This is a genomic window from Pseudomonas sp. HMSC067G02 (assembly GCF_001813485.1).
Classification (GTDB): domain Bacteria; phylum Pseudomonadota; class Gammaproteobacteria; order Pseudomonadales; family Pseudomonadaceae; genus Pseudomonas; species Pseudomonas aeruginosa.
In genome coordinates this window covers 19,682-31,410 of the sequence record NZ_KV812635.1, presented here as the reverse complement: position 1 = coordinate 31,410, position 11,729 = coordinate 19,682, and the positions used below count along the sequence as shown (strand labels likewise).

The 11,729-nt window shown below is 67.8% G+C and carries 13 protein-coding genes; 8 read left to right on the top strand and 5 right to left on the bottom strand.

Annotated features, from left to right (window positions below):
* Positions 1–75: 75 nt before the first annotated feature.
* From HMPREF2914_RS06690 to HMPREF2914_RS06680, 3 genes are all read right to left on the bottom strand, one after another.
* On the bottom strand, positions 76–441 hold the full coding sequence (locus HMPREF2914_RS06690; protein ID WP_003089408.1) for a cupin domain-containing protein: 366 nt from the start codon (positions 439–441) through the stop codon (positions 76–78).
* Positions 442–473: 32 nt separating this feature from the next.
* The gene (locus HMPREF2914_RS06685) at positions 474–1,772 is read right to left on the bottom strand and encodes an NAD(P)/FAD-dependent oxidoreductase (RefSeq protein WP_003089406.1); all 1,299 of its coding nucleotides are present in this window, start codon (positions 1,770–1,772) and stop codon (positions 474–476) included.
* Between the two features lie 103 nt (positions 1,773–1,875).
* Positions 1,876–2,769 carry a LysR family transcriptional regulator gene (locus HMPREF2914_RS06680; protein ID WP_003111387.1) on the bottom strand — a complete coding sequence of 298 codons (894 nt, stop codon included), beginning with the start codon at positions 2,767–2,769 and terminating at the stop codon, positions 1,876–1,878.
* A 117-nt stretch (positions 2,770–2,886) separates the two neighbouring features.
* Between HMPREF2914_RS06680 and HMPREF2914_RS06675 the strand changes: the two genes are divergently transcribed.
* From HMPREF2914_RS06675 to HMPREF2914_RS06665, 3 genes are all read left to right on the top strand, one after another.
* Positions 2,887–4,062 carry a serine hydrolase domain-containing protein gene (locus HMPREF2914_RS06675; RefSeq protein ID WP_023091776.1) on the top strand — a complete coding sequence of 392 codons (1,176 nt, stop codon included), beginning with the start codon at positions 2,887–2,889 and terminating at the stop codon, positions 4,060–4,062.
* Positions 4,062–5,315, top strand: coding sequence for an MFS transporter (locus tag HMPREF2914_RS06670; protein WP_003131673.1), 1,254 nt, complete (start codon positions 4,062–4,064; stop codon positions 5,313–5,315). Before HMPREF2914_RS06675 ends, HMPREF2914_RS06670 begins: the two co-directional genes overlap by 1 nt.
* Before the next feature lie 298 nt (positions 5,316–5,613).
* Positions 5,614–6,117, top strand: coding sequence for a hypothetical protein (locus HMPREF2914_RS06665; protein ID WP_003089400.1), 504 nt, complete (start codon positions 5,614–5,616; stop codon positions 6,115–6,117).
* A 75-nt stretch (positions 6,118–6,192) separates the two neighbouring features.
* Here the strand turns inward: HMPREF2914_RS06665 and HMPREF2914_RS06660 are convergent, their stop codons facing one another.
* A complete protein-coding gene (locus HMPREF2914_RS06660) occupies positions 6,193–6,774 on the bottom strand; it encodes a helix-turn-helix domain-containing protein (RefSeq protein WP_003122724.1) in 582 nt (193 codons plus the stop codon).
* A 54-nt stretch (positions 6,775–6,828) separates the two neighbouring features.
* Positions 6,829–6,987 (bottom strand): hypothetical protein, encoded by a 159-nt coding sequence (locus tag HMPREF2914_RS06655; protein ID WP_003089396.1) that lies wholly within the window; start codon positions 6,985–6,987, stop codon positions 6,829–6,831.
* Between the two features lie 289 nt (positions 6,988–7,276).
* On the opposite strand from HMPREF2914_RS06655, the gene HMPREF2914_RS06650 reads away from it, so the two are divergent.
* From HMPREF2914_RS06650 to HMPREF2914_RS06630, 5 genes are all read left to right on the top strand, one after another.
* Positions 7,277–8,164 (top strand): TauD/TfdA dioxygenase family protein, encoded by an 888-nt coding sequence (locus HMPREF2914_RS06650; protein ID WP_003144063.1) that lies wholly within the window; start codon positions 7,277–7,279, stop codon positions 8,162–8,164.
* Between the two features lie 40 nt (positions 8,165–8,204).
* A complete protein-coding gene (locus tag HMPREF2914_RS06645) occupies positions 8,205–9,227 on the top strand; it encodes an ABC transporter substrate-binding protein (protein WP_003089389.1) in 1,023 nt (340 codons plus the stop codon).
* Positions 9,228–9,234: 7 nt separating this feature from the next.
* On the top strand, positions 9,235–10,083 hold the full coding sequence (locus HMPREF2914_RS06640; protein ID WP_019486423.1) for an ABC transporter ATP-binding protein: 849 nt from the start codon (positions 9,235–9,237) through the stop codon (positions 10,081–10,083).
* A 16-nt stretch (positions 10,084–10,099) separates the two neighbouring features.
* Positions 10,100–10,966 carry an ABC transporter permease gene (locus HMPREF2914_RS06635; protein WP_003089385.1) on the top strand — a complete coding sequence of 289 codons (867 nt, stop codon included), beginning with the start codon at positions 10,100–10,102 and terminating at the stop codon, positions 10,964–10,966.
* A gap of 109 nt (positions 10,967–11,075) precedes the next feature.
* Positions 11,076–11,693, top strand: coding sequence for a LysE family translocator (locus tag HMPREF2914_RS06630; protein WP_003089383.1), 618 nt, complete (start codon positions 11,076–11,078; stop codon positions 11,691–11,693).
* The last annotated feature ends 36 nt before the right edge of the window (positions 11,694–11,729 follow it).

Sequence of the window (11,729 nt, the reverse complement as noted above, 5' to 3'; positions counted from 1 at the left end):
GTTATTCGCCCTACGGGGGCGTGTCGAGGGCTGGCAGCGCCTCCGGGCGTAATGGCTCGCCGTTACGCCGGTGTCTCAAGCCACCGCGTAGTAATGCTTGACGAAGCCGCCGTCGGCAACCTCCCAGAGCACCGGGGTGCCCTTGCTGACGAACCAGCTGTCGCCGGCCTTGTAGAGCGTGCTCTGGCCGGTGGACTCGTCGGTGAGGCGGACCTCGCCGCTGACCACCGTGGCCTGTTCGCTGAACGGATAGGTCATGCGGAACTTGCCGGCGGTGGTGCCGAAGTAGGCGGCGCTGACCGGGTCGGTGGGGGCTCCGGCGGTCATCTTGCCGAAGGCTTTCACCTCGCCTTCGAGGATCTCCGAGCCGAGGTCGGCAACGCTGCCCCAGGCGTCCAGTTCATCGAGGGTGATGCCGTGGCGGATAACGGTAATGGCCATGGGAATGCTCCTTGTAGAGTGATCGGTAGGTTTCAGCGCCGGCCGTTCCAGTAGCCGGAGAGCTGGTGCCAGGTCTTGCCCGCGCTGAGCAGCAGCGGGCGGAAGTGGTCCTTGCCGTGGATCGGGATGCGGCGTACCGAGCTGAGCAGGTCGTAGCGCGCCGAGCCTTCGCTCATGCCTTCGGCGAGGACCTTGCAGACGATGTGGCTGGGGGTCACGCCGAACCCGGAATAACCCTGGACGAAGAACGCGTTGGGCCGCCCCGAGAGGCTGCCGATCTGCGGGAACAGGTTGGCGCTGCAAGCCATCGGCCCACCCCAGGCGAGGTCGATGCGGACGTGCTCCAGGTAGGGGAAGATCTTCAGCATCAGCTTGCGGTTCCAGGCCTTGAGGTCGCCGGGGATGCGTTCGACGAAGGGCGTGGCGGCGCCGAACAGCAGGCGGTTCTCGTTGGTCACCCGGTAGTAGTCGATGACCGGGCGGATGTCGCTGTAGGCGCCGCGGATCGGGCTGATCCGCTGGATCAGTTCGTCCGGCAGCGGCTCGGTCATCATCTGGAACGCGTAGGTATTGATGGTGGTGCGGTGCAGCTCGGGTTCGAGCCGGTTGAGGAAGCTGTCGCAGGCCCAGAGCAGCTTGTTCGCGGTGACCGAGCCCTTGGCCGTGCGCACGCGGATGCGCTCGCCGTATTGCACCTCCAGCGCCGGGCTGTATTCGAATATCCGTGCGCCGAGGCCGGCCAGCGCCTTGGCTTCGCCGAGCAGCAGGTTGAGCGAGTGCACATGGCCGCCGCCCATGTGCAGCAGGGCGCTGCCGTAGGCGTCCGAGCCGATGATCTGGCGCACCTCGGCACCGTGCAGGTAACGGATCTCATGGGGCGAGCCGAGCGACCGGAATTCCTTTTCCCAGGCCTGCAGGGTCTTCGCCTGGCGTGCGTTGAAGCCCATGTAGCCGTAGCCGTGGCAGAAGTCGGCGTCGATGGCGTACTTCTCGATGCGGCCCTTGATGATGTCGGCGCCGAGGTCGCTGATCTCGAAGATCGCCCGCAGGCCGTCCTCGCCGACGTCCTTGCGGATCTTCTCCAGGTCGTGGCCGATGCCGGCCATGATCTGCCCGCCGTTGCGCCCGGTACCGCCGAAGCCGAGGTGGCGGGCCTCCAGCACGACGATGTCGGTGATGCCGTGCTCGGCCAGTTCCAGCGCGGTGTTGATGCCGGAGAAGCCGCCGCCGATCACCACCACGTCGGCGTCCAGGTCGGTTTCCAGGGAGGGGAAGGACAGCTCGTACTTCTTGGTCGCCGTGTAGTAGGTCGGCGTCTCGATGTTGATCATGGATGCGGCCTGGCAAGGGGTGGATGTACCTATTAGACGCTCCGTGGCCGCCGCGGTCTTGTTCCTGTCTGCCGCCGGCTTGACCGGCCCTGCCAGGCGCGCTTCAGCCCAGCGTGGCGATCACCCGTGGCGCGACGAAGTCGATGAAGGCGCGCAGCTTGGGCGAGACCTGGCGGCCGGACGGCCAGAGCAGGAAGAACCGCGCGCGGCGCTCGCAGAAGGCGTCGAGGACGCTGACCAGGCGTCCTTCGCGCAGCGCCTCGCGGATCGAGAAGTCCGGCAGGCAGGCGATGCCCTGGTCGCGCAGGGCGAAGCAGACGCGGGTCTCGATGTTGTTGCAGACCATCGACACCGGAATCTGCGGCGGGGCTTCGCCGTCCGCGCGGCGCAGCGGCCATTCCTCGAGGCGGCCGGTGTTGGAGAAGCGGTAGTGCAGGCAGGTGTGCCGCAGCAGGTCTTCCGGGCAGCGTGGCGTGCCGTGGCGGGCGAAGTAGGTCGGCGAGCCGACCAACTTCAACTGGAACTCGCCCAGTTCGCGCATGGACAGCCGCGAATCCACCGGCTGGCCGGTGCGCAGGACCACGTCGAAGCCTTCGTCGACGACATCCACCACGCGATCGCTGAAGTCGAGGTCTAGCTCGATGTCCGGATAGGCCTGCATGAAATCGGCGAGCGCCGGCAGGACCAGCCCGCTGACCAGCGGCAGGCTGACCCGCAGGCGCCCGCGCGGGGTCTCGCGGCTTTGCGACAGCTCCAGCTCGGTGGCTTCGATCTCGGCCAGGATGCGCCGGCTGCGCTCGAGGAACAGGCTGCCTTCGGCGGTCAGGGTGATGCTGCGGGTGCTGCGGTGGAACAGGCGCACGCCGAGCTTCTCTTCCAGGCGGGCGACCCGCTTGCCCACCGCCGAGGCGCTGACGCCGAGGGTCCGGGCGGCGCCGACGATGCTGCGGGTCTCGGCGACGCGGACGAAGACGGTGAAACCGCTGAGGCTGTCCATGCAAGGCTCCGATTACGGACATGAAGGTCCGGATAGAGCGGAACTCTATCCGTCTTTTTCCGCTTTTGCAGCGCTCTTAGCCTGTCCGCATCCTTCATCGTCCGCGGAGAGTCCTGCATGCCAGGTTTCGAACGAGGGCCAGGGCGCAGCCTGGCGGAACATGTCGATCAGGCGATCGAGGCGGCATTCGCCGACCAGCGCCTGGTGGGAGCGGTGGTACTGGTGGCGCACCGGGGGCAGTGGCTCTATCGACGGGCTGCCGGCCTGGCCGACCGCGAGGCCGGCCGGACAATGGGCGAGGACAGCCTGTTCCGCCTGGCCTCGGTGAGCAAGCCGATCGTCAGCGTCGCCGCCCTGAGCCTGGTGGACGAGGGCCGGCTGGCCCTCGACGAGCCGATCGCCGACTGGTTGCCGGCGTTCCGTCCGCGCCTGGCCGACGGCCGCGAGGCGCGCATCACGCCGCGGCAGTTGCTGAGCCACAGCGCCGGCCTCGGCTATCGCTTCCTCGAAGCCGACGCAGACGGCCCCTATGCCCGCGCCGGGATTTCCGACGGCATGGACCTGCCGGGCTTCGACCTGGCCGAGAATCTCCGTCGCCTGGCCTCCGTGCCCTTGCTCTACGAGCCCGGCCGCGCCTGGGGCTATTCGCTGGCCACCGACGTGCTCGGCGCGCTGGTGGCGCGGGTCGACGGGCGGCCGCTGGCGGAAGCGCTGCGGCAGCGGGTCGGGATTCCGGCCGGCATGCGCGACAGCGGCTTCCTCTGCGCCGACGCGCAACGCCTGGCGGCGGTCTACGTCAGCGACCGGCCACGCCCGCGGCGGATGGCCGAGCGGGAGACCGTCACGCCGTTCGAGGACTGCGTCGGCATTCGCTTCGAGCCGCGTCGGGCCTTCGAGCCGTCTGCCTATGCGTCTGGCGGGGCGGGGATGATCGGCAGCGCCGGCGACGTGCTGCGCCTTCTGGAGGTCCTTCGCCAGGGCGGCGCGCCGTTGCTGACGCCTGGCCTGGTGGAGGAAATGGGCCGCGACCAGGTACCCGGCCTGGAACTGCCGGCCAATCCCGGTTTCGGCTTCGGCCTGGGCTTCTCCGTGCTGCGTGACCCGGCCATCGCGCAATCGCCGGAGTCTCCCGGCACCTGGCGCTGGGGCGGCGCCTACGGGCATTCCTGGTTCGTCGACCGGGCCCGCGAACTGTCGGTGGTGGCGCTCACCAACACCCTGTTCGAGGGCATGTCGGGACGCTTCGTCAACGACCTGCGCGACGCCGTCTACCGTTCCGCGGAGGTGCGCTGATGGGACGCCGCGAAGCATTTCCGGAGAACGCCGGGGCCGCTGCGTCGGCCGTGGCGCCGCGGCTGCCGCTGAGCGCGTTGCTGGCGATGGCGATGTCCGGCTTCGTCGCCATTCTCAGCGAAACCCTGCCGGCCGGCCTGCTGCCGCAAATCGGCGCGGGGCTGGCGGTCAGCGAGGCGCTGGCCGGGCAGCTGGTCAGCGTCTATGCCCTGGGTTCGCTACTGGCCGCGTTGCCGGCGGCGAGCCTGACCCAGGGCTGGCGGCGGCGCCGGGTGCTGCTGCTGGCGCTGCTGATCTTCTTCGTCTGCAACAGCTTCACCGCCGTTTCCTCGGATTACCGCCTGACCCTGCTGGCGCGCTTCGGCAGCGGCGTCGCCGCCGGCCTCGCCTGGGGCCTGCTGGCCGGCTACGCGCGGCGCCTGGTGCCGCCGGAGCAGCAAGGGCGGGCGCTGGCGGTGGCCATGCTCGGTGCGCCGCTGGCGTTGTCGCTCGGCGTTCCGCTGGGCACCTGGCTGGGCGGCCTGCTCGGCTGGCGCTGGGCCTTCGGCCTGTTGTCGCTGATCGCGCTGCTGCTGGTCGGCTGGGTGCTGCACAGCGTGCCGGACTTTCCTGGCCAGCCGGCCGGGCGGCGCCTGCGCCTGCTCGGGGTGCTGCGCACGCCGGGCGTGCGTCCGGTATTGCTGGTGATCGTCGCCTGGGTGCTGGCGCACAACATCCTCTACACCTATATCGCGCCGTTCCTCGCCAAGGTCGGCCTGGGCGCCTCGGTGGACCTGGCCCTGCTGGTATTCGGCAGCGCCGCGGTGGCGGGAATCTGGCTGGTCGGCGCGCTGGTCGACCGGCACCTGCGGCGGATGGTCCTGGCCAGCCTGGCGCTGTTCGCCGTGGCGGCGCTGGCGCTGTGCCTGGGCGCTCGCTGGAGCTGGCTGGCGTTCGCCGGCCTGGCCCTCTGGGGACTGACGTTCGGTGGCGCGGCGACGCTGCTGCAGACCGCCTCGGCGGACGCCGCCGGGGAGGGCGCCGAGCTGGCCCAGTCGATGATCGTGGTGGCCTGGAACCTGGCCATCGCCGGCGGCGGAGCGTTGGGCGGCATGGTGTTGCAGCGCTGGGGCAGCGAGATGCTGCCCTGGACCCTGCTGCCGCTGATCGGCCTGGCCGCGGCGCTGGCCTGGGGCAATGCCGCGCACGCGTTCCGCGTCGGCCCGCGCGGTTTCCCCAGGGCATCGTCCGAACGCCGGAAAGCGGCGGAATAGAGGGGCGGCGCCGGGCGAGGCAAAAAACGCGACGGGTCTTAGAACGTTTATTCACTTGGGTTATTTGGATAGGCCCGATTCGAATATCCATCGCGTCGAAATACCTGTCGCGACGATGCGCTCCTCCGTCATGCAGCGGAATCCGCTGTCATTGCGCCGAACGCCTTCGCTGCCTCGCCGCTAGCCGCCATGCAGCGCCCGGCGCGGCTGTTGCACCGGCATCTTGCCGGTGCGCCGGCGCTGCCTAGAATCGGCCCCAGTCGCACTTACCCCCGCTTCGCCTACAGGAGTTACCGCCATGATGAATGCCATGCAGATGCCGATGAACATGAATGCCGCCATGCCGATGATGCCCATGATGGGCATGCCGATGATGATGGCGAGCATGCAGTGCGAAACGATGGACGACGGCATGCTGTGCAAGATGATGCCGGCGATGGGCATGGATATGGGCCAGTTCCGCAACAGCGCCGAGATGATGGCGATGATGATGAACTGCGGCATGCCCATGATGATGCAGTGCGGCAACCTGGCGATGATGGGCATGTCCCAGGCCTGCATGGCGATGATGCCGACGATGGGCATGGGGATGGGCATGCCGATGATGGGCATGGCTCCGATGAAGTGCATGATGGAGTGCTCCATGCAGGGCGACGCCCTGCATTGCAGGATGATGCCGATGCAGGGCATGGACATGGAGATGTTCAAGAATTGCTGCATGCTGATGGCGAAGATGATGGAGTGCGGCATGCCGATGATGATGAGTTGCAACGGCATGCCGATGATGTGCTGCACCTGCTGATCCGTCGCCGGATGGAAAAGGCCCGCCCGGGATGACCGGGCGGGCCTTTCTTCGTCCATGGCAGCAAGGCCGGGGTCAGTCCAGGCGCTCCGGGTAGGTCATCACCAGGTACGCCAGCGCTTCGCTATCGGCGGGGTTGCGGTAGCTGTGCGGCTGGTCGGCGTAGAACAGGATCGAGTCGCCGGTGGCGAGCAGGAAGCGCTCTTCGTTGACCCGCACTTCCAGTACCCCTTGCGCCACCACCAGGTTCTCCTGGGTGCCGGGGGCGTGGGCTTCGGCGTCTTCCTGGCCGAGGCCGCGCAGGCGCAGTTCGTAGAACTCCACCTGGCGCGCCACATCGAAGGGGAACAGCGCGCGGCTGGTGAAGGCGCCGTCGGCGCTGACCAGGCGCTTGCTCTGTTGCGCCGGCAGCACGGCGACGCCGGCGAAGGCGCGATCGTCGAGGAAGGCTGCCACCGACACCTTGAGGCCCTGGGCGATCTTGCACAGCACCTTGATCGACGGCACGCTGCGCCCGGACTCGATCTGCGCCAGCATCGCCCGGCTGACGCCGGAAATCCGCGCCAGAGCGTCCAGCGAGAGATTGCGCTTGCCGCGCAGGCGCAGCAGGTTGTGGGCGACGCGCTGGCCAATCAGATCATCGGGTTCGGTATGCACGCCGGCGGCCAGTTCCAGGTGGGCGACGCCATCGCTGGCGGGCAGGTTCATCGGTCAGGCCCGGCGGCTGCGCTCGTCGTGCCTGGCTGGCGGTTGCGGCACGGCGTAGCCGGCCCGCCAGGCGTACACCGCCCACATCATTTCGCCCAGGCGGCGTGCCTGGCGGCGCGAGCGGTAGCGGGCGAAATCGATGACGTTGTCGGTGCGGTCCATGAGGCATTCCTCGGGCGGCGGGTTCGATGGCAGCCAGACTATCCCTTCGCCGCTTAGAGCCATAAATACTAAGTTTTTATTTATTAATTCACTTTTGTGCTTACAAGGAACACCGAACCGTACCGAGCAGCATATTTATATTCTTTAAAGGTATTTAAATTAATTTTCTTATTCCAATAAATTAAAGGCTCTCGCGTACCTGCCGACCAATCGGCGCGCCGCACCGAATCCATGCCGCCTCGCGCGGTATCTCGTGCCCGGCGTGTCCGGGCTTGCGTGGGAGTCAGCGATGTCCGTTTCCCTTCCGGCGCCAGCGCGCGCCGACGTTCCCTTGCAGATCCGTGCCCTCGACGCTGCGTTCGGCGCCGAGGTGCTCGGCCTCGACCTCGGGTTGCCCCTGGCCGCCGAGGACTTCCGCCGTATCCATCGGGCGCACCTGGACCACCATGTGCTGGTGTTCCGCGAGCAGCGCATCACCCCGGCGCAGCAGATCGCCTTCAGCCGGCGCTTCGGTGAGTTGCAGATCCATGTGCTGAAGCAGTTCCTGCTCCCAGGGCATCCGGAGATCCTCATCGTTTCCAACATCGTCGAGAACGGCCAGCCCGTCGGTCTCGGCGATGCCGGCAAGTTCTGGCACTCCGACCTTTCCTATAAGGAGCTGCCGAGCCTCGGCTCGATGCTGCATGCCCAGGAGCTGCCGGAGGAGGGCGGCGATACTCTGTTCGCCGACATGCACAAGGCCTGGGACAGCCTGCCGGAGGCCCTGCGCAAGGCGATCGAGGGACGCACGGCGGCGCATTCCTATACCGCCCGCTACAGCGAACCGCGCTTCGAGGGCAACTGGCGGCCGACCCTGAGCGCCGCCCAGCTCGCCGAGGTGCGCGAAGTGGTCCATCCGATCGTGCGCACCCACCCGGAAAGCGGGCGCAAGGCGCTGTTCGTCAGCGAAGGTTTCACCACCCGCATCGTCGGCCTGCCGGCCGACGAGAGCGCCCAACTGCTCGCCGAGCTGTATGCGCACAGCGTGCGCCCCGAGCACATCTACCGGCATCGCTGGCAGGCGCATGACCTGGTGTTCTGGGACAACCGCTCGCTGATCCATCTCGCTGGCGGTTGCCCGGCCCACCTGCGGCGCAAGCTCTACCGCACCACCATCCAGGGCGACGCGCCGTTCTGACGACGGCGCGCGCTTCCCCCTTTTCGCAAGGAGCGTTTCCATGAACCGCATTCCCCGTTTCACCCGCCTGGTCGCCGCGCTCGGCCTGGGCCTGAGCCTCGCCACCACGCTGCTGGCCAGCCGGCCGGCGCAGGCCGAGGGCGAGATCCGCATCGCCGAGCAGTTCGGCATCGTCTACCTGCTGCTCAACGTGGTCCGCGACCAGCGCCTGATCGAAAAGCACGGCCAGGCCGAGGGCCTGCAAATCAAGGTCGACTGGACCCAACTGTCCGGCGGCGCGGCGGTCAACGATGCGCTGCTGTCCGGGGCGATCGATATCGCCGGTGCCGGCGTCGGTCCGCTGCTGACCATCTGGGACCGTACCCGCGGGCGCCAGAACGTCAAGGCGGTGGCCTCGCTGGGCAACTTCCCCTACTACCTGCTGAGCAACGACCCGCGGGTCAGGAGCATCGCCGACTTCGGCGCCGGGGATCGCATCGCCGTGCCGGCGGTGGGGGTTTCGGTGCAGTCGCGCTTCCTCCAGTACGCCGCGGCGAAGCAGTGGGGCGACAAGCAGTTCGACCGCCTCGACAAGTACACCGTGGCGCTGCCGCACCCGGACGCCACCGCCGCGCTGGTGGCCGGCGGCACCGAGCTGACCGGGCATTTCTCCAACCCGCCGTTCCAGGACCAGGCGCTGGCCAACCCGAAGGTCCACGTGGTGCTCGACAGCTACGAGCTGCTGGGGCCGAACTCGCCGACCGTGCTGTTCGCCACGGAGAAGTTCCGCCAGGACAACCCGAAGACCTACCGGGCCTTCGTCGAGGCGCTGAAGGAAGCGGCGGCCTTCGCCCAGAACGACAAGGCGGCGGCCGCCGACACCTATATCCGGGTGACCGGGGCGAAGATCGACCGCGCCGCGCTGCTGAAGATCATCGCCAATCCGCAGGTGGAGTTCAGCGTCACGCCGAAGAACACCTATCCGCTGGCGGAGTTCCTCTACCGGGTCGGTGCGATCCGCAACAAGCCGGCCTCCTGGCAGGACTATTTCTTCCAGGACGGCGCGCCGTTGCAGGGGAGTTGAGACGCCGATGAACGCCGCCTCCCGCCAACCTTCCACGCTCCCCGCCGACGCCCTGCTGGCGGTGGACGGAGTCAGCCTCGAATACCGCACCCGCTCGCGCGTGGTGCGGGCCACCCAGCGGGTCAGCTTCGAAGTCGACCCGGCCGATCGCTTCGTCCTGCTCGGCCCGTCCGGCTGCGGCAAGTCGACCCTGCTCAAGGCGGTGGCCGGCTTCATCCCGCCCAGCGAGGGCGAGATCCGCCTTCAGGGACAGGCGGTCAGGGCGCCCGGACCCGACCGTATCGTGGTATTCCAGGAGTTCGACCAGTTGCCGCCATGGAAGACCGTACGGCAGAACGTGCTGTTTCCCTTGCGGGTGTCCGGCCAGGTGGCGCGCGACGAGGCCGAGCGACGCGCCGACGAATGCCTCGAGAAGGTCGGCCTGGCGGGCTTCGCCGAAGCCTACCCGCACACGCTGTCCGGGGGCATGAAGGCGCGGGTGGCGATCGCCCGGGCGCTGGCGATGCAGCCGAAGATCCTGCTGATGGACGAGCCGTTCGCCGCGCTGGACGCGCTGACCCGGCGAAAGATGCAGGAAGAACTGCTGCGCCTGTGGGAAGAGGTGCGTTTCACCCTGCTGTTCGTCACCCATTCCATCGAGGAGGCGTTGGTGGTGGGCAACCGCATCCTGCTGCTCTCGCCGCACCCGGGGCGGGTCCGGGCCGAAGTGCATGGCCACCCGTTCGGGCTGCACAGCCTGGGTGGCGAAGCGCTGCAAGCGGCGGCGCGACGCATCCACCGCTTGCTGTTCGACGAGGGCGGCGAACCGACGGTGGCCGCGACCCTCGACTTCGCCGACATCCGTCTGGCCCACTGAGCAAAGGAGCCGATCGATGAGTCGAGTCACGCGCGTCCGCGAAGAATACGAAATCCAGCTCGAACCCCTGCTGGAGGTCCCCCTGGAGCGGCGCCTGCCCCTGGGCCAGCGTCTCTGGCAACAGGGCTGGCTGCGCAAGGGGCTGATCCTGGCGCTGCTGGCGCTGGCCTGGGAGCTGGCGGCGCGGGTCCAGGGCAACGACCTGCTGCTGCCAGGCTTCCTGCAGACGGCCAGGGCCCTCGGCGAGGGCCTGGCCAGCGGCGAACTGCCGGCCAAGGCGGGGATCTCCCTGCTGGTGCTGTTCAAGGGCTACCTGCTGGGGATCGTCCTGGCCTTCGTTCTGACCAGCCTGGCGGTCTCCACGCAGTTGGGCCGCGACCTGCTCGGCACCCTCACGGCGATGTTCAACCCGCTGCCGGCGATCGCGCTGCTGCCGCTGGCGCTGCTCTGGTTCGGCCTGGGCCAGAACAGCCTGATCTTCGTGCTGGTGCATTCGGTGCTCTGGGCGCTGGCGCTGAACACCTATGCCGGTTTCCTCGGTGTCTCGGAGACCCTGCGCATGGCCGGGCGCAACTACGGCCTGCGCGGCCTGCGCTTCGTCCTGCTGATCCTGGTGCCGGCGGCGCTGCCGTCGATCCTCGCCGGGCTGAAGATCGGCTGGGCCTTCGCCTGGCGCACGCTGATCGCCGCGGAACTGGTGTTCGGCGCGAGCAGCGGCAAGGGCGGGCTCGGCTGGTACATTTTCCAGAACCGCAACGAGCTGTACACCGACAAGGTATTCGCCGGCCTGGCGGTGGTGGTGCTGATCGGCCTGCTGGTGGAGAACCTGGTGTTCGGCAGCATCGAGCGCCTCACGGTGAAACGCTGGGGAGTGCAACGCTAGGGCGGCGGACGGGTGGAGTGTTACGGCAACTTTCTCGGCAACTGTTGCGCTGGCGCGGCGGCAAAGCGGAGTAACGTCTTGCCCGCACCCACTTCAAAGGATGGAACGAATGTCGCTCTCCGTGGATCTGCTGCTGGCGTTCTCCCTGTTCGCCTTCGTCACCTCCGTTACGCCCGGTCCGAACAACACCATGCTGCTGGCCTCGGGGGTCAACTTCGGTTTCGTCCGCTCCATCCCGCACATCCTCGGGATCAGTTGCGGCTTCTTCATCATGGTGATGGCGGTGGGCTTCGGCCTGGGCACGGTGTTCGAGGCCTACCCGGTGCTGTACACCATCCTGCGCTACGTCGGCGCGGCCTACCTGCTGTACCTGGCCTGGAAGATCGCCACCTCCGGCCCGGCCGGCAACGACCCGGAGGGACGTGGCAAGCCGTTGAGCTACTGGGGCGCGGCGGCGTTCCAGTGGGTCAACCCGAAGGCCTGGGTGATGGCGGTCGGCGCCATCAGCACCTACACCCCGTTGCAGGGCTACTTCACCAACGTGGTGGTGATCTCGACGGTCTTCGCCCTGATCAACGCGCCGACCATCGGAATCTGGGCCGGTTTCGGCAGCATGCTGCGCAACGTGCTGCGCGATCCGCGCTGGCTGCGGGTGTTCAACGTAGGGATGGCGCTGCTGTTGGTCGCGTCGCTGTACCCGATCCTGGCGGAAAATCATTCGGCCTGACCTGTCACCACCCTATCAGTTGTATTAGCTCGTAAC